Below are 22,218 nucleotides of genomic sequence, written 5' to 3'. Positions count from 1 at the left end.
CAGCTTATCGTATCCAGCTTCTAGTCCCGCGCCGACGCGTGGCAAGTTCAAGTCGAAACGTTTCGTCGCATCGCATCCAAAGCGCTCGATCTTCGTTTGCGCGAAGTCGCGAGTTATCTCCTTAAATTTCTCTCGCTTTTTTAATTCTGCCCCATTTTGAATCGGAATTGCGGGCGCATTCGCTTCGCCTCCGAATTGCCTCTTTTCAAAGCTGCCAAGTTGACGGGCGAGGGCTATCCGGGATGATTGTTCGCAAGCGCAGCATAATCGCCTTCATATAAATAGGGAGCAACGCGTAATGCGTATCGTAATGATCGGGTCCGGCTATGTCGGGCTCGTTTCGGGCGCGTGTTTTGCCGATTTCGGCCATCATGTGACCTGCGTCGACAAGGATGCGGACAAGATCGCCCGGCTCCGCGCCGGCGGCATTCCCATCTATGAGCCCGGGCTCGACAGCCTCGTCGCGCGCAATGTCGCAGCGGGCAATCTGGACTTCACCACCGAGCTTTCCGAAGCCGTTGGCGCCGCGGACGTCGTGTTCATCGCTGTGGGCACGCCGAGCCGCCGCGGCGATGGCCACGCCGATCTTTCCTTCGTCCATGGCGCGGCGCGCGAAATCGCCGGGGCCTTGAGCGGCTTCACCGTGATCGTCACCAAGTCGACTGTCCCCGTCGGCACCGGCGACGAGGTCGAGCGGATCATCCGCGAATGCAATCCCGCGGCCGAGTTCGCCGTCGCCTCCAACCCCGAATTCCTGCGCGAAGGCGCGGCGATCGAGGATTTCAAGCGCCCCGACCGCGTCGTCATCGGTATCGAGGACGGACGCGCCCGCCCGCCGATGGAAGAAGTCTATCGCCCGCTGTCGCTGAACAAGGCGCCGATCGTCTTCACCCGGCGGCGCACGAGCGAGCTGATCAAATATGCGGCGAACGCCTTTCTCGCGATGAAGATCACCTATATCAACGAGATGGCGGATCTGTGCGAACAGGTCGGCGCCGATGTACAGGAGGTCGCGCGCGGCATCGGGCTCGACAACCGGATCGGCGGCAAATTCCTGAATGCGGGACCAGGCTACGGCGGCTCCTGCTTTCCCAAGGACACGCTCGCGCTGATGAAGACGGCGCAGGACCACGACGCGCCGCTGCGGCTGATCGAGGCGACCGTCGCGGTCAACGAGCAGCGCAAGCGCGCGATGGGCCGCAAGATCCTCGCGGCGATCGACGGGCCGGTTCGCGGCCGCACCGTCGCGGTGCTCGGTCTGACCTTCAAACCCAATACCGACGACATGCGCGATGCGCCCTCGATCGCGATCATCCAGGCGCTGCAGGATGCCGGCGCCAAGGTGCGCGCCTATGACCCCGAGGGCATGGACGCGGCCAGGACCGTGCTGAGCGATGTCGACTATGCCGCCTCCGCCTATGCCGCGGCGCAAGGCGCGGCGGCGACGGTGATCGTCACCGAATGGGATGCCTTCCGCGCGCTCGATCTCGCGCGCCTCAAGGCGGCGATGGCCGATCCGCTGCTCGTCGACCTGCGCAATATTTATCGCCCCGCACAGGCGGAGGCGGCGGGCCTGCGCTATGTCGGCATCGGGCGGCCGGGCAATCCCGATGAGGATGCCGAAGGTTCGAGCGAAAGGCGCGCGGCGTGACTGACGACAGCCCCATTCTCGTCACCGGCGCCGCCGGTTTCATCGGCCATGCGGTGTCCGAACGGCTGCTCGCGCGCGGTGAGCGCGTGATCGGCCTCGACAGCTTCACCGACTATTATGACGTCGCGCTGAAGAAAGCGCGCACCGCGCGGCTGGCCGGCAATGTGGGTTTCCGGCTGATCGACGGCGACATCGCCAGCCCAGGGCTGGTCAGCGAGCTGGTCGAGGCGAACGGCATTCGCCGCATCGTCCACCTCGCCGCGCAAGCGGGCGTGCGCTACAGCCTCGAAAACCCCTTCGCCTATGAGCACAGCAATCTCAAAGGGCATCTCGCGGTGCTCGAAGCGGCGCGCCACGCGGGCACTATCGAGCATCTCGTCTACGCCTCGTCGAGTTCGGTCTATGGCGACCGTCCGATCGGCGACGCGGGTTTCCGCGAGGACGAACCCTGCACCGCGCCCGTCTCGCTATATGCCGCAACCAAGCGCAGCTGCGAATTGATGAGCCAGAGCTATGCCACGCTCTACAAACTGCCGCTCAGCGGGCTGCGCTTCTTCACCGTCTATGGCCCGTGGGGTCGGCCCGACATGGCCTATTACGGATTCGCGCAGAAGATATTGCTCGGCCAGCCGATCGAGGTGTTCGGCGAGGGCCGGATGGCGCGCGACTTCACCTATATCGACGATATCGTCGATGGTGTCGTCGGGGTACTCGACAGGCCGCCGGTCGGCGGCGAACATCGTTTGCTCAACATCGGCGACTGCAATCCGGTCGGGCTGATGGACATGATCGCGATGCTCGAGCGTGCGCTCGGCCGGCCGGCGGTCAAGCTGATGCGGCCGATGCAGCCCGGCGATGTGACCGCGACCTATGCCGACATCTCGGCGATCAACGCGCTTACCGGATACAGCCCGAAGGTGCCGCTTTCCCGCGGGATCGAGCGGTTCGTCGACTGGTATCTCAATGAAATAGAAAATGGTGGAAGAGGGCCGATGGCAGCGGTGGCCTGAGCCGGGAAATCCGGCGGGGCGCTTTTGGAGTTTTATGATGCTGCAACGGACGAACATGTCTTCCGGCGACCGGTCGGGGTCGCCCACCATCTGCGTGACGGGCCTGCGCGGCTTCCCGCATGTTATGGGCGGGATCGAAAGCCATTGCGAGGAACTGCTGCCGCGGATCAAGGCGCTGTGGCCCGGCCACCGCTCGGTCGTGCTCGGCCGCGCGCCATATCTGCCCGAGCCCGCAAGCGAGCATCGCGGGGTCGAGATCGTCGGCATCCCCTGCCCGCGCTCGCAGCATTTCGAAGCGATCGTGTCGACCTTTCTCGCCGTGCTGTCGGCGCGCAAGCGTGGCGCCGGGCTCGTCCATATCCATGCGATCGGTCCCGGCCTGCTGGCGCCCGTCGCGCGGCTGCTCGGCCTGAAGGTCGTCGTGACGCACCACGGCACCGATTATCACCGCGCCAAATGGGGCCCGCTCGCGCGCGGCGCGCTGCGCGCCGGCGAATGGCTGGCGCTGAACTTCGCCGACCGGGTCATCGCCGTTTCCCCCTCGCTCGCCGCGCAATTGCGCAAGAGTTTCCCGCAGCGCGCACAAAGGGTCGCCTATATCCCCAACGGCACGTCCGACCTGCCCGGCGATGCCGATCCCGCGCTGATATTCGAGCGGCTGGGAATCGACGACGGCGACTTCCTCCTCGCGGTCGCGCGGCTTGTCCCCGAAAAGGGCCTGCACGATCTGATCGACGCCTATGAACGGTCCGACTGCACCGCCAAGCTGGTGATCGCAGGCTCGGCCGATCACGAAAGCGAATATGCCCGCGAACTCCTCGAACGCGCGAGCGACCGCGTGATCTTTGCGGGCGTCCAGTCGCGCGCGACGCTGAAATGCCTATACGAGCATTGTGCCCTCTTCGTGATGCCCTCCTATCACGAGGGTCTGCCGATCGCGGCGCTGGAGGCGGCGAGTTGCGGCGCGCGAATGCTGCTCAGCGACATTCCGGCCAATCTCGACATCGGGCTCGATCCCGTGAATTATTTCGCGGTCGGCGACGTCGCTGAACTTATCGCGCGGCTAAACGCCGATTGCGCCGACTTCCAGGTCGATCGCGACGCTGTTCGCGCGCGTTTCAGCTGGGACAGGGCGGCGGCGGAAACGCTCGAAATCTACCGTGATGCGCTTGCGCCGCGCCGACCGGTCCCACGCCCCTCCACCACCCCGGGGCCGGCGAGAGGTTAGGACGCTTAGGCGCGAAGCCGAGCGATCACTTCGGCGCGGTCGGCCGCATCGATCGCGCCGTCTATTTCGATCTTGCCGCCGGCCCGTCGCGCCCGCGCGATCCGCGGCCGCCACGCGTTCGCGCGCCATTGCCAGCTGCGGATGCGCCAGCGCCCCGGCCCTTCGGAATCGATCGCCAGCGTCGGGCGGCCGGCGCGGTCGGTCCCGGCGCCATCGTCGTCGCGCCGCGTGCAGGCACCGGCGGCGGCGGCGCCGGCAATCGCCGTCAGCAATGCGCGTCGGTCCATCGGATAATCTCCATTGGTATCGGGATAGCAGGGCGAATCGGCCGTCACGGCGCGGCGATCCTTTCGGGAACGGTCTGATGTGCGCGCGGCGTACCGCGTCCGACGGCTCGTTTGATGACCGCCTTCCCGAGCCGCTGCCCCGGCAGCTCGACCAGCCTGTAGGTCACAAAGGCAAGGAAATAGGTCGCCGGCACAACGATCGCGCCGGTCAGGATGAAGCGCTCGACCGCGCCGAGTCCGGTGCCGAACCGTCCGATCACCGCCGCCGCGACGGGCTGCAGAATCAGGAGGTGGATCAGATAGGTGCCATAGGAAAGCTCGCCCAGCCAGTAGAAGGGCCGGCTACCGAAGAGCCGCGAAATCCAGTCGATGACGCCGAGCGAACGCAGGTGCACCAGCGCGAAAAAGCCGAAGACGAGCAGTTCGCGGACCGCGAAATGGAGCAGATCCTGATCGCCGCCGATCGGGATCGCGGCGAGCAGCATCGCCGCGCCGAGGCGCATCCAAAGCCGCGCAGAGCTTTCGCCCGCACCGGCGGCGAGCAGCATGCCGGCGAGGAAAAGCTGGAGCTTCAATGGCAGGAAGGACGGCATCGGATAGTCGAGGCCCGCCGCCCCGGCGAGCAGCGCGATGACCACCCCGCCGCCGGCCGCGACGAACGCCGACGCGATCCAGCCGAACCGCCGTCCGAGCAGTATGAGGAAAGGAAAAAGCAGGTAGAATTGCATCTCGAGCCCGAGGCTCCAGTCGGGCAGCGGGGTGCGGAAGGCATAGTCGGGCAGCAATCCGAACAGGAAGCTCAGATGCAGCGCGATGTTCGTGAGACTACCGTCGAGATAGCGTTCGGACGGCTGCAGCGACTGGCCGAGGAAGCTGTCGATCGCGACGCGGCCCTCATAGATCGCCGGTCCTGCAATCAGCGCGGCGGCAAGCGTCACATAGAAAAGCGGCGCCAACCGGAAAAAGCGCCGCGTCCAGAAAGCGGCCCAGGTGCCGGGCGCGGTCCAATCCTCGCTTCCCGCGCGCAGCCGGTACTGAAACATCATCAAAAAGCCCGAGAGCAGGATGAACAGGTCGACGCCCAGGTCGGGCTTGCTCATCAGCGGCAGCCGAAAACCGGTGAGGATCATCATGTGTCCGAGCAGCACCCAGAGCGCCGCAACGCCGCGCAAGCCGTCCAGACACTCGACGCGCCGAATGTCCATTACATATCTCCGCAAACGTTCATCGGTGTCGCCGGTAATAGACCCATCCCGGCGCGAAACCCGCTCGAATCGGCCAAATGCCCCCCGCGGGCGATGAAGCGGGCGCGCCTGTGTGCACTGCAACAATTCGGCGTGGTAAGGGTTCTTCCAAGGCGCATTCCGCACCAGCTTCAACGAGGAATCATGCTGCACCGAAAGCGGATATTGTTCGCGATCAACTCGCTTGCGGGCGGCGGCGCCGAGCGCGTGCTGGCGACCCTGCTCGGCGGGTCGGAGCCGTGGCGCGCGCGCTACGACATCCATCTCGCGCTGCTCGACGACGAACCGCGCGCCTATGACATCCCCGAATGGGTCGCGGCCCATCAGCTCGACGCGCGGCATAAATTGCTGCCGAGCCTGACCGGGCTGCGCGCGCTCGCCGGACGGCTCAAGCCCGATGCGGCGCTCAGCTTTTTGACCCGCGCCAATATCGCCAACGCCTGGGCGATGGCGGGACGCCGCCGGCCGTGGCTGATCAGCGAACGGGTGAACACCAGCGCCCATCTTGGCAGTGCCGTTGCCGCCAAGGCGATGGTTCGCCTCGTCTATCCGCGCGCCGCGCATGTCATCGCCGTGTCCGAAGGCGTCGTCGACGATCTTGCCGCCAATTTCGGCGTCGCGCGCAGCCGCATGTCGGCGATCGCCAATCCGGTCGACCATCGCCGCATCGCCGAACTGGCCGCCGAACCGCCCGCCTTCGTGCCTGCCGATCCCTATATCGTCTCGGCCGGGCGGCTCATGCCGAACAAGAATTTTCCGCTCTTGCTGCGCGCCTATGCCCAGGCCGCGCCGCCGGAGCGCCTCGTCGTCCTGGGCGAAGGACCCGAGCGCGGCGCGCTGGAGGCGCTCGCCGCGTCGCTCGGTATCGCGGACCGGGTCGACATGCCGGGCTTCGTCGCCAACCCTTTCGCGGTGGTGTCCCGCGCGCAGGCCTATGCGATGCCCTCGAACGCCGAGGGTTTCCCGAACGGGCTGGTCGAGGCGATGGCGTGCGGCGTGCCCGTCGTCGCGACCAATTGCGCCTCCGGCCCATCCGAGATTCTGGCCGACCGGCCGCGCGAGACGATCGGCGGCGGGATCGATGTCGATGCCGGCGCGTTGGTGCCGACCGATGATGTGCCAGCCTTCGCCGCCGCCTTGCGCCGGGTGCTCGCCGAGCCGCACCGCAGCGAATGCGGCGCGCGCGCGCGCACCCGTTCGCTTGCCTATGGCGTCGAACAGGCCGCGGCGAATTATTGGGCCCGGATCGAGGCGGCGCTCGCCGGATTCCGCACGGGGACCGAATTCAAAGACATTGCAGCATCAAGTCCGGGAGTGGTTTCATGAAATGGCTTAAGCAGATCGCCTTGGCAGGCACGCTCGCAATGCTCGGCGCGTGCGCCGGGCAGTCGCCGCTCGCCGGCAGCGGCGCCGCACCGCCGCCCGCCGAGGCGTTCAGTCTCTCGCCCGGCGACAAGGTCAAGATTGCAACCTATGGCGAAGAGACGCTCACCGGCGACTTCGAAGTCTCCCCCGCCGGCACGATCGCCTTCCCGCTGATCGGCGAGGTCAAGGCGGCCGGGCTGCAGACCGACGAGCTGTCGAAGACGATCGAAGCGAAGCTCGGCGACGGCTATCTGCTCGAGCCCAAGGTCTCGGTCCAGGTCGCGAGCTTCCGGCCCGTCTATGTGCTCGGCGAAGTCAACAAGCCGGGCGAATATCCCTATACGCAGGGCCTCACCATCCGCGGTGCCGTCGCCAAGGCCGACGGTTTCACCTATCGCGCCAACGAAAAGCGCGTCTTCCTGAAACGCGCGGGCGAAGCCGGCGAGCGCGAATATGAGATGACCGCCGATTTCCCGGTGCTTCCGGGCGACACGATCCGTTTCGGCGAGCGTTATTTCTGATGGACCTGGCCAGCGCATCGCTCGCCCCCGCTCCGGCGTTCGACGAGCCCGTTTCCGAGGAGACTGGCAAGCCGCATCTGCGCGGCTGCCCGGTGAGCTTCGCGAAGCTCAAGGCGCTGCTCGCCGCTGACCTCTATCGCTATGCCGGCCGCACCGGCTTCGGCGCCTTCGCGCGGCATTATGCCTTCACTCCCGGATATAAATACACCGTGCTGATGCGCACGACCGGTTGGCTCAAGCTGAAGCCCGCCAAGGCTTTCGGTCTCTATCCACTCGCCAAGTGGCTGCTGCTGCGCGCGCGCTACAAATATGGTTTTGCGATCCCCGAATATATGGAAATCGGGCCGGGGCTGTTCCTCAACCGTTTCGGCGGCTTCTATTTTCACGGCGACGCGGTGCTCGGCAGCAATGTCAACATCACCCACGGCGTCGTGCTCGGCTATATGAACCGCGGCGGCCGGCGCGGCGCCCCGGTGATCGGCGACCGCAGCTTTCTGGGGTCGGGCGCCAAGGTCATCGGCGGCATCGCCGTGGGCGCGGAGGCGGCGATCGGCGCCAATGCGGTCGTGACGAAGGACGTGCCCGAGCGCGGCGTGGTCGGCGGTATTCCGGCAAAACTGCTCTCGGATCAGGGATCGGCGGGCTATATCAACCGCCTCGCCCCGCCCGAGCTGCTCGCCGCATGCGAAGGCGCGTTCCACGGGTCGCGGACGAAGCACCGCTGATCGGGCCTACAAACCCGAGAAGGTCACCCCGACCGAGACGCGGTTATCGGTGAATTCGCGGCCGGCGTTGAAGCCCCAGCTCGACTGGGTACGCCGCTGCACGTCGAACCGCAGCGCCAGCCGCTTGCTCACCAGATAGGAGGCGTTGGCGCGCCAGGTCCAGCGCTCGTCCTGCCGGTCGATATTGTTGAAATCGCGCTTTTCCAGCTCGCCGCCCGCGCTGATGATCAGGTTGCGCAGCAGCTCGTAATCGGCGCGCAGCGTCATGTTGGTAGCGAGATAGCCCGTAGCGCCGTTGACGCCGGTTTCCTTGATGCCGCGGTCGACGGTGCCGGTGATCGTCACCAGCGGGGTCAGGAAATAGGCGAGTTCGCCGCGCACGAGGAAGCCCGAGACATCCTCGAACTCGGCCGCCTTGTAATCCTGATGGAGATAGCCGAGGCGAAGCGATCCGCGCGCCTTGCGCCCCAGTTCAAAGCTCGCCCCGGCGGCAAGGTCGAAGCCGGTCGAATCGCGCGCCGGAACCGGGCCGCTGCGTTCGCGATAGTCGCGCTTGCCGAGCGATCCCGCGACGAACAGCGCGACGCTGGGGCTCAACGCATATTCGCCGATCGCGGTGCCGGTATAGCTGGTGTGATCGCGGAAATCCTGATCGATCGGATCGCCGCCCGGCGTCACGCTGTCGCTGTAATTGCGGTTCTCGACATCGATCACGCCACGCACGCGCAGCCGGTTGAAGACGTGCGTATAGGTCGCGGTGCCCCCGTTCAGAGTGAAGCGGATCGGCCGCGACGCCTGCGTCGGGCTGTCGGGCGAGACGCGTTCCTGGCTGTAACGCCCATTGCGCAGCGTGATGTCGAGCGTGTCCGACTTGCTGATCGTCCAGGCCGCGCCCGCGTTCACCGCATATTGGGTGGCATTTTCGCTGGACCGGTCGGCGTAGCGGAGCAGATCGACTTCGCCTTCGAGCGACAGCTTGAGGTCGGGCGACGGCCGCACCAGCGAGATGCGCGGGCGGATGCGTAGATAGGCGTCGCCGATCTCGTCATCGGGCTGCGCATAGAGATTGTCGTCGTAGCCGGCGCCGACCGCGATGCGCGGCATCAGTTCGAGCGAGCCGACACGGATCGGCTCCGCCGTATAATCGGGCCGACGGCGTTCGAGCACGCTGATGTTGCGGTCGCGTCCGAAGCTGTTTTCGCTCGACACCGAACCGAGCCCGTCGGTCGCGTCCGATTGCTGCGCCAGCGCGGGCACGGCGAGGCCGCAGCTGCCGAGCAGCGCGAGGGAAAAGACGCGTTTCATCGGCGCGCCAACGTCACGAGAATCGGCCGATGGTCCGACCCCGTCGCGGGCAATTGCCGCGTGGACACCAGCCCCCAATCGGGCCCGGCATAAAGATGATCGATCGGCAGCACGGGAAGCGCACGCGGCCAGCTGGGCGCACGCGTCATGCGGGTGAGCGGAGCAAGCGCGCGGTCCTGCTCGCGCATCGCCGCGGCCCAAGGGGTCAGGTTCATGTCGCCTGCAACGATCAAGGCATCGCGATCGATCCGCGCCAACGCATGCGCCACGTCGCGCCTGCGCACCGCCTGGTCGCTTGACGTCGGCCGGGGATAGTGGAGCGTCGCGACCATGAACGCTTCTCCCGCGGGTGGCACGATCCGCGCCCAGAGCAACGCGGGGCCGAATTTGCGGCCGGTCGCGTCCTTCAGAAAATAATCGCCATCGGCGATCGGCCAGCGCGAGAATATGGCGAGGTCGCAGCCGCGCGGGCACCGGGTCGCATGGGCGAAATGCTGGCTCAGCGCCGCAAGCATCGGCCGGAAGCTGCCGTTCACCTCTTGCAGCATCACCACGTCGGGCTTCGCATCGATGATCGTCTGCGCGGTGTCGGCGGGGTCGGAGTTGCCCGCCCAGACATTGTGCGTCAGCACAAGAACCCGCGGCGCGTCCGAAGGCGCGGCGGGAATCGAACGCAGCCATTCGGGCGCAACGCCGATCGCGAACGGGACCAGCGCCAGCAGGGCCGCCGCGATCGTAAGGCCCGGTCGCCACCGGGCGAACAACAGCCCCAGCAAGACCGCCACGCCGAAGAAGGGGAGGAAGGAGGCGAGCAGGTCGAGCGCCGGCACCCATCCGCCGGCGAGCGAAAGCCACGCAGCGACGATCCCCCCGCCCGCCAGCAGGGAACCGAAGGCGCGGACCGGTTTCACGCGCGGGCGCGCAGCCGGTTGCGCAGGGCATGGCCCGACTGCCGGAGCGACGCTGGGATAAGCTTCGCGGCGAGCAGGAGCGCCGCGGTGCCCGTCCCCTCGGGCAGATAGACATCGCCGACCCGGATCGCCGTCCGGCCCGGATATTTCATCGCATAGCGCGCATAATGCGCGATTTCCTGATTGACGAGCCGCCGCAGCAAGGCGGCTTCGCGCGGCGTCGCGTCGGCAAGCATCGCCCGCGCCGTCTCGACCAGACAGGGCAGGTCGAGCGTCGTGGTCGACTTGCTGACCTTGTTGTCGCTGTCGCGGTGAAAGCGCGCGGTGATCCGCGGATCATAGCGCAGCGCGCCCTTGGCGAGCACGCGCAGCCACAAATCCTTGTCGCCCCCGCGCACCGCGCGCCCTTCGGGAAACAGCCCCGCCTCGAACAACGTGTCGCGGCGGATCGCGATCGCGCCGGTCCACATCGGGCATTCGCGCACCGCGAGCCATGCTTCAAGGAAGTCCGCGAAGTCCAGGCTCCGCGCGCGATCCAACTTAGGCGCGATCCGCTGCGGCTGCACGCGATCTTCGAACACATGGTCGAACCGCGTGGCCGCCGCGCGCACATCGGCGTCGGCGGCGATGCCTTCGGCGAGCACCGCAAGATGATCGGGCTGCCACAGGTCGTCGGCATCGAGGAAGGCGATCCAGTCGCCGTTCGCGGCGCGAATGCCGACATTGCGCCCCGCATAGCCGCCCGGTCCCGGTGTCGCGAGGTCGAGCAGCGTGATTCGATCGTCGCCGACCGCGGCCGCCAGTTCGCGGCCGCCGTCGGTCGAGCCATTATCGATCACGAGTATCTCGTGCGCCGGATAGCTCTGCGCGAGCGCGCTCTCGATCGCCGCGCGGACATGCGCGGCCTTGTTATAGAGCGGCATCACCACGGAAAAGCGCGGAGCGGGTCGGGAATTTGTCATCAGTCGCGTGCTGCCTTTCGTCCCCCCGCCAGATTGAGGAACTCGCCCACCGCCACCCCGGCGAGCTGCAACGTCAGCAGCATCACCGCCAGCCGTCGCCGCAACGACAGCTCGCGTGTGATCGCCGCCCGGCGCAATCGCCGCACCGTATCGACAGCGGTGATGCCGAGCACATGGACGAGGCGCGGGCGACCCACGGTGCGGTCCCAGCGTCCGCCGCTCAGTCGCTGGCGCTTGCGCACCAGCTCGGCGCGGCTCGCGCGCACCGGATGGCGGACGGTCATCGCCGGCACATAAATGAGCGGCCGGCCGGCGCCCCGGATGCGCAGCGCCATCTGGCGGTCGCCGCCCGATTTCAAAGCCGCATCGAACCCGCCAAGCTCCTTCAGCAGCGCCGTCTCGCTCGCCCAATTGGCGGTCGCGCAATTGCCGCGCGACGCGTGCGCCTGCGGAAAGCTGAAAAGCCGCTCATAATCGCCGAACACCTCGCGCTCGGGCGCGATTTCGTCGAACAGCTCGATCTTGCCCGCGAGCACGCCGAAACCCGGGTTAGCGGCGGCAGCGCGCACCACCTGTTCCAGCCAGTCGGGCGCGGGCTCGCAATCGGCATCGGTAAAGGCGGTAACCGGCGCCCGCACGCGTTCGATCCCGCGGTTACGCGCGACATAGGAGCCGGGCCGCGCCTCTTCGAGCAGCTCGACGCCGGCGTAGCTCCGCGCGATTTCGCGCGTGGCATCGTTCGACCCATTGTCGACGACGATGATCTGATAAGCCTCGCGCGGCAAGGTTTGGTGCGCGAGCGCTTCGAGACAGCGGCCGAGCACCGCTTCCCCATTCCAGACAGGTATGACGACTGCGACTTCAAACATGGATTCGCCTGTTTAAGTGCCCCCGCATCGATCCAATCGGCCTCTCGCCCGGTCCGGGTCAACCTTATGCTGCACCTGCGAAGACGAGCCGCCCCGTTGACCGGACGACCGGAGCCGGGGTGCCTTCGCTCTCAAATAATTGCCCGCTACCAAGGATCGCGTCGGGCTGGTCGCCCGTTCTGCACCGCGCAGACCCCGCAGCGGCGGTGAATAGGAGACGTATATCCGTGGGTGAATTCCTGCCCGAATCGGGCGAGGCTGCCGAAATATTGGTGGTGTCGCTCGAATCCGCCGAGGCTCGGCGGGCCGCCTTCGCCGCGCGCGCCGCGGACACGTCGCTCGCTTGGCGTTTCTTCGACGCGTGCACCGGCCCTGCGGCGGGGATGACGGTCGACGACGCCGCGATCCGCCGCAACAAGGGCCGCGCGATGAGCAAGGGCGAGATCGGCTGCTATGCGAGCCATTTCTCGATCTGGCAGGACATGGTCGACCGCGGCGTGCGCCAGTCGATCATCCTCGAGGACGATACGGTCGTCGACTGGGCCTATCTCGAGCCGCTCGCGCGCACCGATCTCCATGCCGAGGGCATCGATTATCTGCGGCTCTATGCCAAGCGGCCGACGTGGCAGCGCGTGGTCAAGCGCGACTTCCTCCAGCATTCGCGCGCGGTGGTCGAGCTGGTCGGACTCGCTTACGGCACCCAGGGCTATGCGATCACGCTCCCGGGCGCGCGGCGGCTTGTCGAGCATTGCCGCACCGTCCGCCGCCCGATCGATGACGAGATGGACCGGTCGTGGGCGCACGGCCTGCCTAATCTCGCGCTCTATCCGGCGCCGATCCTCGAGGCGGCGATCGTCTCGGACATCGGCAATTCGCGCTTCGTTCCGAAGAACGACCCGCTCTACCATTCGGCAAGACAAAGACTCTGGCGCCATATCGAGCGCGCACGCATGCGGATGCTGAAAGCGAGGCGCCTGCTTGAGCGCTGACCTCCCCACCCGCTTCGACGCGGGGTTACGCGCACGCAGCCGCAGTTCGATCGGCTGGACGGTGACGCGTTTCCTCTCCGACCAGATCTTCTCCTTCGTCGTTTTCGTCATCCTCGCGCGCCTGCTGACCCAAGCGGACATCGGCGCCTTCGCAGTGATGGCGGTGACGGCGGAGGCGTTCCGCATCATCGCGACCGCCGGCCTCGTCCAGACGATCGCGCGCAAGAAGGACATCACGCCGGCCTTCCTCGACACCATCTATCGCTCGCAGCAGGCCTTTTCCTTCCTCTCCGCCCTGCTGATCATGGCGCTGGCCCAGCCCATCGCCAATTGGATGGGTGCGCCGGATATCGCGCTGCCGCTCGCGGTGATGAGCCTGACGCTGCCGATATCCTCGTTCGGCGCGACGCATATGGCGCTGCGCCTGCGCGAGTTCGGGCACCGCACCACCGCACTGCGCTCGGTCGTCGGCGGACTGATCGGCGGGACCGCCGCCGTGGTCGCCGCTTTCGCCGGGCTCGGCCTGTGGAGCCTCGTGATCCAGCGTCTCGTCACCGAGATCGTCGGGCTCATCCTGTCGCGCGCTTCCTATGACTGGAAACCCGGCTGGCAGTTCGACTGGGTCATATTGCGCGGCAATCTGATGCTCAACGCCAGCCTGATCTATGTCCAGCTCGCCTTTCTCGCCACCGTCCGCGTGCAGGAAATGGCGATCGGCGCCGGGATCGGGCTCGCCGCCGTCGGCATTTATCGCACCGCCTGGCGGACCGTCGAGCTAATCGGCCGCGGCGCGATCCAGCCTTTCACGCAGGTCGCGGTCCAGACGCTCGCCCGCGTCAAGGACGATCCTGCCGAACTGCGCCGTGCCTATCGCTGGATGATTTCGCGCGCTTCGGCGCTGTCCTTTCCGGCGCTGGTCGGTTTCGGCGCGCTCGCCCCGATCGCGATCCCGACCGTGTTCGGCGCCAAATGGGCCGAGGCGGGTCAGCTCGCCCAGATTTTCGCCTTCATGGCGGTGCCCTTCACGCTCAACTTCTTCGCTTCGCCCTCGCTGAGCGTGCTCGGCGCATCGCGCAGCCTGATCTCGCTTTCGACGACGCAGCTCGTGCTCGGCGTCGCGCTGACGCTCGCGGCGCTGCCCTTCGGCCTCTTCGCGGTGGCCGTTTCCTATGTCGGGCGTGCCTATCTCACCCTGCCGATGCAGATCTGGCTGCTCCGCCGCGCCTCGGGCATCCGGCCGATCGACAGCCTGCGCGCGGTTGGCCCGCCGCTCGTCGCCTCCTCGCTGATGGGCGTCGCGCTCGCGGTCGCTCTGCGGCTGCTGGGCGACCATCTCGCGGGATGGCAGGCCTTGCTGCTGCTCACGGCTGTCGGGGCGCTCTTTTACGGTATCGCGTTGCTCGCCATCTCCGGAACATGGCGCGGCCGCCTCCTCTCCCTCTCCAGACAGCTCAGAAAGAGCCCGATATGACCATGAAAAGCGCCGACCTGCTTGTCGGCGAACTCGCCGACCATTTTGCCCGCGTGCTCGATGCCGTGCTGCCGGCGGATCGGCTGGCCCTCGTCGACTTTCCCGATCATTCCAACGTCGGCGATTCGGCGATCTGGCTTGGCGAGATGGCCTATCTGCGCAAGCGGAACCGCCTGCCCGCCTATTATTCGGCGATCGCCGATTTCGACGACGAAGCCTGCCGGGAAGCGATCGGCGACGGTCCGATCCTGATCCACGGCGGCGGCAATATGGGGACGTTGTGGCCGAAGCATGAAGCGTTTCGTCTGCACCTTCTTCGCACGCACCGCGGCCGTCCGATCGTGCAGATGCCGCAGTCGATCCACTATGCCGACCCCGCCGCCGCGGCCGAGATGGCCGAAGCGATCCGCGATCACGGCCAGTTCACGCTGCTGGTCCGCGACGCCCGCTCGCTCGCCTTTGCCGAGCGGCATTTCGATTGCGCGATCCGGCTCTGCCCCGATGCCGCGCTGATGCTGGGCCGCCAGCAGCGGAGTCCCGCCATCGTGCCGGTCTTCGCGCTGCTCCGCACCGATCATGAGCGAGCACCCGGCAGCGCCGATGCGCTCCCCGCCGGGGTAGTCGCCGACGACTGGCTTGAAGAAGATGCCGCGCAAAAGCGCCGCCTGCGCCTGTCGCTGGGGCTCGGCCGGCTCTTCAACCGCGATCCGGTGGCGCAGCGCGCCGCGCGGCAACAGCGCCTGGCCGAATGGCGGCTCGGGCGCGGGCTCGCGATGCTCTCCACCGGCGAGCTGGTCGTCACCGACCGGCTCCACGCGCATATCCTCTCGCTGTTGCTCGACATCCCGCATGTGCTGCTCGACAACAGCTATGGCAAGGTCGCGGGCTTCGCCGATCAATGGACCGGGGATTATGCAGGACTGATGCGCGCGACCGGCCGCGCCGAGGCTTTCGAAACCGCGCTTGCCGGCACCGCGCCGCAGATCGTCGACGGCTGAGGGTTCAGCGCCTCAATAGGCGTTGCGGTGGATCAGCACCTGCGCCGTGCGCACCAGAATCGAAACGTCGCGCAGCAGCGACCAGCCATGCTGATATTCAAGGTCGGCGCCCAGCCGGTTGACGATATCGCGTTTTGTGTTGGTCGCACCGCGAAAACCGCGGATCTGGGCGAGCCCGGTGATGCCCGGCTTGAGCGCGTGGCGATGCCAATATTGCCGGTCGACGCGCCAGAACAGCTCGTTCCCCGCTGTCGAGCCCAGCGCGTGTGGGCGCGGCCCGACGAGGCTCATCTCGCCCGAGAGCACGTTGATCAGCTGCGGAAGTTCGTCGATGCTCGTCGCCCGGATGAATTTGCCGACGCGCGTGATCCGGTCGTCGTCGCGGCTCGCCGAGCGCGCGCCGTTCGCATCGGTCGCCTCGACGCGCATGCTGCGGAATTTGAGGATCCGGAAAATGCGATTGCCGCGCCCCATCCGCTCCTGCCGGAAAAACACCGGTCCCGGCGAATCGAGTTTGATCGCGATCGCGACCAGCATCAGAAAGGGCGCCAGCACGAAGAGCGCCGGGATCGTCACCGCGAGATCGAGCGCGCGTTTCTTGACCCGGTTGGCGCGGTTGAGCGGGCCCCACGATACCACCAGCGTCGTCACCCCGCCCGATTGCCGCGTGGTGAGTGGCCCCAGTTCGGCGATCTCGGGCATCACGATCTCGCCAAGGATGTTCACGCCCTTCAGCGCGCGGGCCCATTCGACCTTCCGCTCGGGCGCGCAAACGATCGTCACCCGGTCGTAATCCTGCAACACCGTACCGAGCCGGTCGAGCATGTACGGGTCGTCGAGATCGGTGCGAAGCCCCGACGCGCGCGCGTCGATGATATCGCGCTTCAGATAGGATGGCGGCAGGTTCGCGCCGTCGACGATCACCAGTTCGGCCGTCATCTCGCCGAAAACGCGGCGCACGACATGGCAGACGAGCAACCGCTGCGCGACAAGCAGTATCAGCGCGGTCACCATGCCCATGCCGAGCGCGAAGCGCGGGACGTCGCCGGTCACGCGCAGCGAGAAGGCGGCGAGGAGGAAGACGAGCAAGGTCGTCGCGAACGAGAGCATCGTCTGACGGCAGCTCTTGAGCGGCTTGGTCAGGCAGCGCGGGTTATAGGCCTGATTCTGAAAGGCGATCGCCGCGTGAACGAGCAGCGCGCCGAGCAGCGCCGTCAGCAAACTCTCCGAAATGCTCCGCGGCGCTTCGATGATCAGCGTCACCGCAAAACCCGCCATCAGCGCTACCGCGTCCAACCCCATCAGGCCGAGGCAGAGCCATATCTTGGCATCGCGGCGCGCCGCTTTCGCAATCGGCGTCCGGACGGGTGCGCCCTGGAGCGCCAGGTCGATCTTGGTCATGGGATGGGAGACTCCCTGAATTCACATAATCTTGTTGCGATGCAACATGTCCGGGGAGGCAATAATTACAAGCGGGCAGCGCGGGCTTGTGCCGGATACAGGATGATCCGTGCGGAGGACGACCGGCCGGAGGTTCAGGTGCCGGCCGCAAGTTCGCCCCGCGCCTGCCGGAACACCTCAAGGCTGCCCCAGATCGCGAGCCCGGCCATGATCACCGCGACGGCGAGGTCGGGCCAATTGCGCCCGGTGCCGAATACGCCGAGCGCCGCGCCCATCACGGCAAGGTTACCGATCGCATCGTTTCGCGAACAGATCCATACAGAGCGCATATTGGCATCGCCCGTCCGATAGCGATAGAGCATCAGGGCGACCGCGACGTTGGCGGCGAGCGCCAATGCGCCGATCAGTCCCATCGTCTCGGCATGTGGCGCCGAGCCGGCAAGGAAGCCCCAGACCGCCGATCCGAAAACCCAAAGCCCGAAGGCGAGCATCGTTGCCGCCTTCAGCAAGGCGGCGCGGGCGCGCCAGGCAAGCGCCATACCCGCCACGCCCAGGCTGATCGCATAATTGGCGCTGTCGCCGAGGAAATCGAGCGCGTCGGCCTGAAGCGCACGCGAATCCGCCGCGACGCCCGCGACGATCTCGACGCAGAACATGGCGGCATTGACCAGCAGCGCGAACCACAGGACGCGACGCCATTTGGGGTTGTTCAGCGCGGTCTTGCCGCTTTTGCCGGCACAGCATCGATCGGCCATCGCCGAAATCTCCTGTTATCTTCGAGTCGGCGTCCTATATGCACCCTGTAGCAACTACAGGGTCAAGCGATGAAGATCGGCGAATTGTCGCGTGCCACCGGCGCAAATATCGAAACCATCCGCTATTATGAGCGCATCGGCCTGCTCCCCGCGCCCGCCCGCACCGCGGCCAATTATCGCAGCTATGGCCCGGCGCACCGGTCGCGGCTGAGCTTTGTGCGCCATTCACGCGAGCTGGGCTTCACGATCGAGGAAATCCGGTCGCTTCTCGACTTGTCGGACGATCCGGCGCGCGACTGCGGCGAGGCCGACCGGATCGCGACCGCGCATCTGGGGCAGGTCGAGGCGAAGATCGCACAGTTGGTTCTGCTTCGCGACGAACTTGCGCGCATCGTCGGGCGCTGCCGCGGCGGCATCGCCGCCGATTGCCGGGTCATCGAGGCACTTGGCGACCACAGCCGCTGCGAAAGCCAGCACTAGAGCCTACCGCCCCGCGGAACAGCGGCGGCCAACATGGATCAAGGTCGCGCGGCTATTTCCACTCGCTTTGTCGAACAGGCAGGAACCCGGGCGCCGTACACGCGTCAATCGGACAGGTTGGGGGCGTCGGCCCCCTTGGCGCCTGCCAACCGCTCCCCCAGCGAAAAGAGGAGACGGAAAGTGGAGAGGCAGACGAACAGAGATCGCGGCAGCCGCGACGAAACCGGCGATCGCGATATGCAATCGGGACCGCTTTACGAGTGGGAATCGAACCGCGCCGACGACGGCGGATACGCCTATGGCGGCTATCCCGAAGCCGGATTCGGTCCGCGCGAGACGCGGCGTTATGGCGACCATGGCCGCAGCGGGCGCGAGCGCACCGAACGCAGCCATTACAGCGCCGATCGCCCGCGCGATTATGCCGGAAACGACTGGAATCGCGCTTATGGTGCGCGGCGCTATTGGGACGACGATCAGCGATATGGCGACCGAGACGACAAGGACCGCTATGGCGGTTCGCGCGATCGCGATTGGCGCGACCGCGAGAATCGCCAGTCGGCTTGGGCCTATATGGGATATGCTGACCCTTATGGCTGGCCGACCTATATCCCCTATGGTGCCGCCGATTTCGGCCGATCGACCTATGACCGCGGCGGCTATTCGCCGCGCGGGCGTCACGAGCGCGGCTTCTTCGAGCGCGCGGGTGACGAGCTGCTGTCGTGGTTTGGCGACGAGGAAGCGCAGCGCCGCCGCGAGCGCGACCATCGCGGGCGCGGCCCTGCCGATTATGTCCGTTCGGACGACCGCATCCGCGAGGATGTGAACGACAGGCTGACCGAGGATTATTGGCTCGACGCCTCGCGCATCGGCGTCACCGTGTCGAGCGGCGAAGTCACGCTCGATGGCAGCGTCGACGGCAAGCGCGCCAAACGCCGCGCCGAGGATCTCGCCGACGATGTGACGGGCGTGAAGCATGTGCAGAACAATCTGCGCGTCGACAGCACGTCGTTCGCCCCACAGGGCAGCTGATAGCAGCAGACTGACCATGGAAAGGGAAGCGATATCAGTTACTTCCCTTTCCCTCGTCTACCGAGGAAACAAGATCGGGGCCGAAACGTTAGGGGGAGATGGTCAGGGACTTGGATCTGGATGATCTGGTGGCGCAGCTGCTTCGCGCCGCGTCTGCACGCGATCTGCGAATAGGGACCGCCGAAAGTTGCTCGGGCGGAATGATTGCCTCGCTACTCACCGATGTCGAGGGACTTGGACATGTATTCGAGCGTGGCTTCGTCACCTACAGCGACGAAGCGAAGATAGAGATGCTGGGTATTGCGCCCGCGCTGATCGAGGAGAATGGCGCGGTCTCTGCAGCGGTCGCGAGGGCGATGGTGACGGGCGCGCTCGCAGCCTCCGGTGCGGATTTGGCGCTCGCAATCACCGGCTTTGCCGGACCCGCCGGGGCGGAAGACGAGGAGGGCTTGGTATATTTGGCGGCCTTGCGCGGCGCACGAATGGAAACGCTCGAACTCCATCTCGGCGCTGCCGGCCGTGATGCCGTGCGGCGGCGATCCGCGTGCGAAGGCATCAGGTTGATGCTGCGGTTGATTGGGGAGGAATAGGTGGGACGATTCTGTTGCCCGGCTCGTCCCCAGCCGCTGGTATCCGATTCTGTTGCCCGGTTCGGTCCGAACCGCGTTCTATTTGTCTAACCTTAGGCCGTGAGGCTTATCGGTTAGGCAGCAAGAGCGAGTGCTTCGTTATCGTTAGCACTTATAGTTTTGAGCCTTGAACGGGTTACTCAGCCCGGAAGAAAACATCGTCTTTGAACACACGTCGATCCTGGTTCGGCCCCGTCAGAAACCCGCGCGCCCATCGATGAAACGCGGGTTTGTGGTGGAGCCGCCGGGTACTGCCCCCGGGTCCGCTGTGTCTATTCCACGACACCATTTATCCTCATAGCCGGCCGAAGCCGGCAACAACCCATATAGGAAGCCCGCCCGCGCTTGGAAAGAGCGGGCGGGCGTTTCGTCGCGGATCGCGAACTACTTCTTTCTCAGCTCGTCGCGGATTTCGGCCAGCAGTTCGACCTCTGTCGGCCCCGCCGGCGCGTCGGGCGCCTTGCGGACGACCTTGTTCACCGCCCTCACCAGCAGGAAGATGATCCACGCGAGGATCAGGAAGTTGATCGTCGCGGTGATGAAGGCGCCATAGCCGAACATCGCGACCCCGGCCTCTTTGAGCGCGGCATAGTCGGTCGCCGACACGCCCGCCGGCACTGGACCGAGGCGGATGAACATGTTCGAGAAATCGACCCCGCCGAAGAGCGCGCCGACGACGGGCATGATGATATCCTCGGTCAGCGACTTGGTGATCGTTGCGAAGGCGCCGCCGATGATGACACCGACCGCGAGGTCGATGACATTGCCGCGGGCGATAAATTCCCTGAATTCATTCAGCATCTTGTCGTACCCCAAGTTGTTGAGCCGTGCCGTGAAAACTGCCGCGACGATTGCACAAAGGCAAGCGCGATCCTATTATGTGTATTGTTGCGGCAAAACGCCGCCGGAGGGAGCCTGATGACCATGACCTATCGTAACGCCCGCTGGTTGATCCTGCCCGTCGCCGCGATGAGCCTGTCCGCCTGCGGCATCAACAGCGTCCCGACCAAGGAAGAGGCCGCGAAAGCGAAGTGGGCGAATGTCGAGGCCGCCTATCAGCGGCGCGCCGACCTGATCCCCAATCTCGTCGAAACCGCGAAGGGCGCCGCCAATATCGAGCAGTCGACGCTCGAGGGCGTCATCCAGGCACGCGCTTCGGCGACGCAGGTGAAGCTCAGCACCGACGATCTCGAAGATCCGGCCAAGGTGCAAGCCTTCCAGCAGGCGCAAGGCAATGTGTCGAGCGCCCTCGGCCGCCTGCTCGTTACCGTCGAAGCCTATCCCGATCTCAAGAGCCAGGCGCGCTTCGCCGACCTGATGACCCAGCTCGAGGGCACCGAGAACCGCATCAACGTGTCGGTGCAGGATTATAACGCCGCGGTGCAGGACTATAATACGACGATCCGCACCTTCCCCGACATCATCGGTGCCAAGATCGTCCATGGCGCGCAGCCGATGACGCCGTACCGCGCGGTGACGCCCAACGCCAATCAGGCGCCGAAGGTCGATTTCGGCAGCTAAGGCAAGCGGTATGACCCATTTACCGTTCGCCCTGAGCTTGTCGAAGGGCCGTTCTTTCTTTCGACGTCAAAAGGAGGAAGAACGGTGCTTCGACGAGCTCAGCACGAGCGGAGTTTTTCTGCATAAGCGCAAACTGGCCGCGTGGTTGGCGTTTGCCATTGCCGGGACGGTCGTCGCCTCCCCCGCCGCGGCGCAGACCTTCCCCAAGCTCGCGGGCAACCCCGTCGTCGATCAGGCCGACATCATCCCCGCGGCCGAGGAAGCCGCGCTGAACACGCAGCTGCTCGAATTCCAGCATAAGACCGGACATCAGCTCGTCGTCGCGACGGTGAACGACCTCGAGGGCCATGACGTCTCCGACTATGGCTACCGTCTCGGTCGCGAATGGCAGATCGGCGACAAGGAAAAGGACGACGGCGTCGTCTTCCTGATCGCGCCGAACGAGCGACGGATGAATATTTCGGTCGGCTATGGCCTCGAACCCATCCTGACCGACGCGCTGTCGGGCCGGATCATCCGCGACGTCGTGACGCCCAAGTTCAAGGCGGGCGATATGCCCGGCGGCATTCGGGATGGCGTCAACGCGATCGCGGAGCAGATCCAGCTGACGCCCGAGGAAGCCGCCGCCCGGGCTGCCGCGGCCGACAAGGCCGAGCGCGACCGCGCCGACGACGGCAATTTCGGCGGCCTCTTCTTCATCGGCTTCATCATCCTGATCTTCTTCATCATCCCCTGGCTGTCGAGCCGCTCGCGGCGCGGCAGGAAACGGCGCAAGGGCGGGCCATGGGGCGCCGCGCCGATCATCATCTGGGGCGATGACGACGACTGGGGCAATTGGGGCGGCGGCGGCGGCGGTTCGTCATGGGG

At 66.0% G+C, this 22,218-nt stretch carries 23 protein-coding genes and 1 other RNA gene; 14 read left to right on the top strand and 10 right to left on the bottom strand.

Features of this window, described 5'->3' with window-relative positions; genetic code table 11:
- Positions 1-298: 298 nt before the first annotated feature.
- From FG95_RS08590 to FG95_RS08580, 3 genes are read left to right on the top strand one after another with little or no spacing between them, the layout of a single operon-like run.
- Positions 299-1,651 (top strand): UDP-glucose dehydrogenase family protein, encoded by a 1,353-nt coding sequence (locus FG95_RS08590; RefSeq protein WP_037555308.1) that lies wholly within the window; start codon positions 299-301, stop codon positions 1,649-1,651.
- Positions 1,648-2,661 (top strand): NAD-dependent epimerase/dehydratase family protein, encoded by a 1,014-nt coding sequence (locus FG95_RS08585; protein ID WP_037555307.1) that lies wholly within the window; start codon positions 1,648-1,650, stop codon positions 2,659-2,661. The genes FG95_RS08590 and FG95_RS08585 overlap by 4 nt, the downstream gene beginning before the upstream one ends.
- Positions 2,662-2,695: 34 nt before the next feature.
- The gene (locus tag FG95_RS08580; RefSeq protein ID WP_052182223.1) at positions 2,696-3,889 is read left to right on the top strand and encodes a glycosyltransferase family 4 protein; all 1,194 of its coding nucleotides are present in this window, start codon (positions 2,696-2,698) and stop codon (positions 3,887-3,889) included.
- Positions 3,890-3,894: 5 nt separating this feature from the next.
- Here the strand turns inward: FG95_RS08580 and FG95_RS08575 are convergent, their stop codons facing one another.
- Both FG95_RS08575 and FG95_RS08570 read right to left on the bottom strand, forming a co-directional pair.
- On the bottom strand, positions 3,895-4,224 hold the full coding sequence (locus FG95_RS08575) for a hypothetical protein (RefSeq protein WP_037555306.1): 330 nt from the start codon (positions 4,222-4,224) through the stop codon (positions 3,895-3,897).
- Positions 4,221-5,381, bottom strand: coding sequence for an acyltransferase family protein (locus tag FG95_RS08570; RefSeq protein WP_037555305.1), 1,161 nt, complete (start codon positions 5,379-5,381; stop codon positions 4,221-4,223). The genes FG95_RS08575 and FG95_RS08570 overlap by 4 nt, the downstream gene beginning before the upstream one ends.
- A gap of 183 nt (positions 5,382-5,564) precedes the next feature.
- Between FG95_RS08570 and FG95_RS08565 the strand changes: the two genes are divergently transcribed.
- From FG95_RS08565 to FG95_RS08555, 3 genes are read left to right on the top strand one after another with little or no spacing between them, the layout of a single operon-like run.
- Positions 5,565-6,746 carry a glycosyltransferase gene (locus FG95_RS08565; protein ID WP_052182222.1) on the top strand — a complete coding sequence of 394 codons (1,182 nt, stop codon included), beginning with the start codon at positions 5,565-5,567 and terminating at the stop codon, positions 6,744-6,746.
- Complete coding sequence (locus tag FG95_RS08560) at positions 6,743-7,306, top strand: polysaccharide biosynthesis/export family protein (RefSeq protein ID WP_037555304.1); 564 nt, start codon at positions 6,743-6,745, stop codon at positions 7,304-7,306. The genes FG95_RS08565 and FG95_RS08560 overlap by 4 nt, the downstream gene beginning before the upstream one ends.
- Positions 7,306-8,031, top strand: a complete 726-nt coding sequence (locus tag FG95_RS08555; RefSeq protein WP_037555302.1) for a serine acetyltransferase — start codon at positions 7,306-7,308, stop codon at positions 8,029-8,031. Before FG95_RS08560 ends, FG95_RS08555 begins: the two co-directional genes overlap by 1 nt.
- A 6-nt stretch (positions 8,032-8,037) precedes the next feature.
- Here the strand turns inward: FG95_RS08555 and FG95_RS08550 are convergent, their stop codons facing one another.
- The 4 genes from FG95_RS08550 to FG95_RS08535 are packed head-to-tail and all read right to left on the bottom strand — an operon-like array spanning position 8,038 to position 12,078.
- Positions 8,038-9,336 carry an outer membrane beta-barrel protein gene (locus FG95_RS08550; protein WP_037555301.1) on the bottom strand — a complete coding sequence of 433 codons (1,299 nt, stop codon included), beginning with the start codon at positions 9,334-9,336 and terminating at the stop codon, positions 8,038-8,040.
- Entirely contained in the window at positions 9,333-10,247 is a 915-nt protein-coding gene (locus FG95_RS08545; protein ID WP_052182221.1) for an endonuclease/exonuclease/phosphatase family protein, read from the bottom strand. Before FG95_RS08545 ends, FG95_RS08550 begins: the two co-directional genes overlap by 4 nt.
- Positions 10,244-11,209 carry a glycosyltransferase family 2 protein gene (locus FG95_RS08540; RefSeq protein WP_037555299.1) on the bottom strand — a complete coding sequence of 322 codons (966 nt, stop codon included), beginning with the start codon at positions 11,207-11,209 and terminating at the stop codon, positions 10,244-10,246. The genes FG95_RS08545 and FG95_RS08540 overlap by 4 nt, the downstream gene beginning before the upstream one ends.
- Positions 11,209-12,078, bottom strand: coding sequence for a glycosyltransferase (locus FG95_RS08535; protein WP_037555298.1), 870 nt, complete (start codon positions 12,076-12,078; stop codon positions 11,209-11,211). Before FG95_RS08535 ends, FG95_RS08540 begins: the two co-directional genes overlap by 1 nt.
- Before the next feature lie 227 nt (positions 12,079-12,305).
- Here FG95_RS08535 and FG95_RS08530 point away from each other — a divergent pair, with 227 nt between their 5' ends.
- The 3 genes from FG95_RS08530 to FG95_RS08520 are packed head-to-tail and all read left to right on the top strand — an operon-like array spanning position 12,306 to position 15,536.
- Positions 12,306-13,067: a glycosyltransferase family 25 protein gene (locus FG95_RS08530; protein WP_235211506.1), complete on the top strand. Its 762-nt coding sequence runs from the start codon at positions 12,306-12,308 to the stop codon at positions 13,065-13,067.
- On the top strand, positions 13,057-14,538 hold the full coding sequence (locus FG95_RS08525; RefSeq protein WP_037555296.1) for a lipopolysaccharide biosynthesis protein: 1,482 nt from the start codon (positions 13,057-13,059) through the stop codon (positions 14,536-14,538). The genes FG95_RS08530 and FG95_RS08525 overlap by 11 nt, the downstream gene beginning before the upstream one ends.
- Positions 14,535-15,536: a polysaccharide pyruvyl transferase family protein gene (locus tag FG95_RS08520; protein ID WP_161786541.1), complete on the top strand. Its 1,002-nt coding sequence runs from the start codon at positions 14,535-14,537 to the stop codon at positions 15,534-15,536. Before FG95_RS08525 ends, FG95_RS08520 begins: the two co-directional genes overlap by 4 nt.
- Positions 15,537-15,548: 12 nt before the next feature.
- On the opposite strand, the gene FG95_RS08515 is transcribed toward FG95_RS08520, so the two are convergent.
- Together FG95_RS08515 and FG95_RS08510 are read right to left on the bottom strand one after the other, a co-directional pair.
- The gene (locus FG95_RS08515; RefSeq protein ID WP_037555294.1) at positions 15,549-16,937 is read right to left on the bottom strand and encodes an exopolysaccharide biosynthesis polyprenyl glycosylphosphotransferase; all 1,389 of its coding nucleotides are present in this window, start codon (positions 16,935-16,937) and stop codon (positions 15,549-15,551) included.
- Between the two features lie 134 nt (positions 16,938-17,071).
- Positions 17,072-17,692: a cation transporter gene (locus tag FG95_RS08510; RefSeq protein WP_037555293.1), complete on the bottom strand. Its 621-nt coding sequence runs from the start codon at positions 17,690-17,692 to the stop codon at positions 17,072-17,074.
- A gap of 69 nt (positions 17,693-17,761) precedes the next feature.
- Here FG95_RS08510 and FG95_RS08505 point away from each other — a divergent pair, with 69 nt between their 5' ends.
- The 3 genes from FG95_RS08505 to FG95_RS08495 all read left to right on the top strand — a co-directional run bounded on the left by FG95_RS08505 (position 17,762) and on the right by FG95_RS08495 (position 19,791).
- A complete protein-coding gene (locus FG95_RS08505; RefSeq protein WP_037555292.1) occupies positions 17,762-18,172 on the top strand; it encodes a MerR family transcriptional regulator in 411 nt (136 codons plus the stop codon).
- A gap of 180 nt (positions 18,173-18,352) precedes the next feature.
- A complete protein-coding gene (locus tag FG95_RS19850; protein ID WP_052182219.1) occupies positions 18,353-19,201 on the top strand; it encodes a BON domain-containing protein in 849 nt (282 codons plus the stop codon).
- A 110-nt stretch (positions 19,202-19,311) separates the two neighbouring features.
- Positions 19,312-19,791 (top strand): CinA family protein, encoded by a 480-nt coding sequence (locus tag FG95_RS08495; protein WP_235211505.1) that lies wholly within the window; start codon positions 19,312-19,314, stop codon positions 19,789-19,791.
- A 38-nt stretch (positions 19,792-19,829) separates the two neighbouring features.
- Here the strand turns inward: FG95_RS08495 and ssrA are convergent.
- Positions 19,830-20,186: a transfer-messenger RNA gene (gene ssrA / locus FG95_RS20170) on the bottom strand.
- Positions 20,187-20,214: 28 nt separating this feature from the next.
- A complete protein-coding gene (gene mscL / locus FG95_RS08490; protein ID WP_037555346.1) occupies positions 20,215-20,631 on the bottom strand; it encodes a large conductance mechanosensitive channel protein MscL in 417 nt (138 codons plus the stop codon).
- A 117-nt stretch (positions 20,632-20,748) separates the two neighbouring features.
- On the opposite strand from mscL, the gene FG95_RS08485 reads away from it, so the two are divergent.
- Both FG95_RS08485 and FG95_RS08480 read left to right on the top strand, forming a co-directional pair.
- On the top strand, positions 20,749-21,351 hold the full coding sequence (locus FG95_RS08485; RefSeq protein WP_037555290.1) for a LemA family protein: 603 nt from the start codon (positions 20,749-20,751) through the stop codon (positions 21,349-21,351).
- Positions 21,352-21,496: 145 nt separating this feature from the next.
- On the top strand, positions 21,497-22,218 hold a 722-nt coding region (locus FG95_RS08480; protein ID WP_235211504.1), incomplete at its 3' end, for a TPM domain-containing protein.

The sequence above is a fragment of the Sphingopyxis sp. LC363 genome (genome assembly GCF_000756385.1).
In the GTDB taxonomy this organism is placed as follows: Bacteria; Pseudomonadota; Alphaproteobacteria; order Sphingomonadales; family Sphingomonadaceae; genus Sphingopyxis.
Note: the sequence above shows the minus strand (reverse complement) of the source record. Positions and strands in the feature narration are given on the sequence as shown.

Coding starts and splice junctions, on each gene's coding strand:
- FG95_RS08590 (WP_037555308.1), top strand. CDS start 299: ATGCGTATCGTAATGATCGGGTCCGGCTATGTCGGGCTCGTTTCGGGC.
- FG95_RS08580 (WP_052182223.1), top strand. CDS start 2,696: ATGATGCTGCAACGGACGAACATGTCTTCCGGCGACCGGTCGGGGTCG.
- FG95_RS08570 (WP_037555305.1), bottom strand. CDS start 5,381: ATGGACATTCGGCGCGTCGAGTGTCTGGACGGCTTGCGCGGCGTTGCG.
- FG95_RS08565 (WP_052182222.1), top strand. CDS start 5,565: ATGCTGCACCGAAAGCGGATATTGTTCGCGATCAACTCGCTTGCGGGC.
- FG95_RS08560 (WP_037555304.1), top strand. CDS start 6,743: ATGAAATGGCTTAAGCAGATCGCCTTGGCAGGCACGCTCGCAATGCTC.
- FG95_RS08555 (WP_037555302.1), top strand. CDS start 7,306: ATGGACCTGGCCAGCGCATCGCTCGCCCCCGCTCCGGCGTTCGACGAG.
- FG95_RS08550 (WP_037555301.1), bottom strand. CDS start 9,336: ATGAAACGCGTCTTTTCCCTCGCGCTGCTCGGCAGCTGCGGCCTCGCC.
- FG95_RS08540 (WP_037555299.1), bottom strand. CDS start 11,209: ATGACAAATTCCCGACCCGCTCCGCGCTTTTCCGTGGTGATGCCGCTC.
- FG95_RS08535 (WP_037555298.1), bottom strand. CDS start 12,078: ATGTTTGAAGTCGCAGTCGTCATACCTGTCTGGAATGGGGAAGCGGTG.
- FG95_RS08520 (WP_161786541.1), top strand. CDS start 14,535: ATGACCATGAAAAGCGCCGACCTGCTTGTCGGCGAACTCGCCGACCAT.
- FG95_RS08515 (WP_037555294.1), bottom strand. CDS start 16,937: ATGACCAAGATCGACCTGGCGCTCCAGGGCGCACCCGTCCGGACGCCG.
- FG95_RS08510 (WP_037555293.1), bottom strand. CDS start 17,692: ATGGCCGATCGATGCTGTGCCGGCAAAAGCGGCAAGACCGCGCTGAAC.
- FG95_RS08505 (WP_037555292.1), top strand. CDS start 17,762: ATGAAGATCGGCGAATTGTCGCGTGCCACCGGCGCAAATATCGAAACC.
- mscL (WP_037555346.1), bottom strand. CDS start 20,631: ATGCTGAATGAATTCAGGGAATTTATCGCCCGCGGCAATGTCATCGAC.
- FG95_RS08485 (WP_037555290.1), top strand. CDS start 20,749: ATGACCATGACCTATCGTAACGCCCGCTGGTTGATCCTGCCCGTCGCC.